Here is a 1,315-nt window from a genome sequence, read left to right as displayed (position 1 = left end):
CCTTGGCAAACCTGTTTAAAGTAGACCAGATGTTAAGGCGACAGCCAAGATCTGTCTGAAATCAGGGAATAACCCGGAATAAGGCCGAAATCAGGCCTAAAAAGGTAGTATATTGGCCTAAATTGAGAATTTAGCGTTCAAAAATTAGACGGCGAATGCAAAGGCTGGTTCAAGAACTAAATTGCAGTACTTATTCGCAGTTTCCCTAAGCCATTTTTCAGAAGTTACCGATCCCCGCACACAAATTAATGTTCAACATGACTTTATTGATGTGATATTTCTGACTGTGAGTGCAGTCCTTTCTGGAGCAGAGGGTTGGAGCGATATAGAAGTGTTTGGTCGAGATAAACTTGATTGGTTGCGCCAATACCGTCCCTTTGAAAACGGCATTCCTGTTGACGATACCATTGCCCGAATTGTCCGAGTAATATGCCCTGAACAATTAAATAAAGCCTTTATGAATTGGGTGAATGAAGTGCGTGTTGAAACGGGTAAGCCTCAAATTGCCATCGACGGTAAGACACTTCGTCATTCCTACGATGGCGATAAGCAAACGGCATTACATAGCATTACCGCCTGGAGCAAAGATGCAGGTTTAGTGCTTGCGCAACTGAAGTCATCGGGCAAGAAAAATGAGAATGCTTCGGTATTGGACCTACTCGACACGCTTAATATTAAAGGCGCTCTTATCAGTGCAGATGCCATGAACTCTCAGAAAAAGATAGTCGAGAAAATCAGCTCGGAGAACGCAGATTATGTGCTCTGCATCAAAAATAACCACAAACAACTACGCGATGAAATTGCCGCCTATTTCCATAAGGTAGAGAGGGATAATCCCGCTTGGATTGCCTGTAATGAACAGACTGATTCTGGCCATGGACGAATTGAAGTACGCCGGTGCCAGCAACTAAGAGTCAGTGAGTGGATAAGTGAAGCACAGCACTGGAAAGGTATACGCAGTGTTATCAAAATAGAACGAGAGCGCCACCTTAAAGACAAAGAGGTGAGCACTGAAACGCAATATTACATCAGTTCACTGGATATTGACCCCGTTGCGGTCAACCAGGCTATCCGAGCACACTGGGAAGTCGAAAATAAAGTCCACTGGGTGTTAGACGTGACGTTCAAAGAAGATGATAGCCGAATACGCAAAGAGGACGGAGCGGAAAATGTCGGAGTGATTAGGCGGTTTTGTTTGAATATGGCTCGTTTACACCCCAAGAAAGCCAGCATGAGAAGCAAACTCAAAATGGCTGGCTGGGCCGATGAATTCAGAGCAGAGCTTATTTTTGGGTAAAAGTATGCGGTTGCCCTG

The 1,315-nt window shown here is 44.6% G+C and carries 1 protein-coding gene; it reads left to right on the top strand.

Annotation, left to right across the window (positions count from 1 at the left end):
- Positions 1 to 181 precede the first annotated feature (181 nt).
- A complete protein-coding gene (locus tag C6Y40_RS22730; RefSeq protein ID WP_105936679.1) occupies positions 182 to 1,297 on the top strand; it encodes an ISAs1 family transposase in 1,116 nt (371 codons plus the stop codon).
- Positions 1,298 to 1,315 lie beyond the last annotated feature (18 nt).

Source organism: Marisediminitalea alba (assembly GCF_002993365.1).
Taxonomy (GTDB): Bacteria; Pseudomonadota; Gammaproteobacteria; order Enterobacterales; family Alteromonadaceae; genus Alteromonas; species Alteromonas alba.
This window is presented reverse-complemented; position numbering and strand designations above follow the sequence as displayed.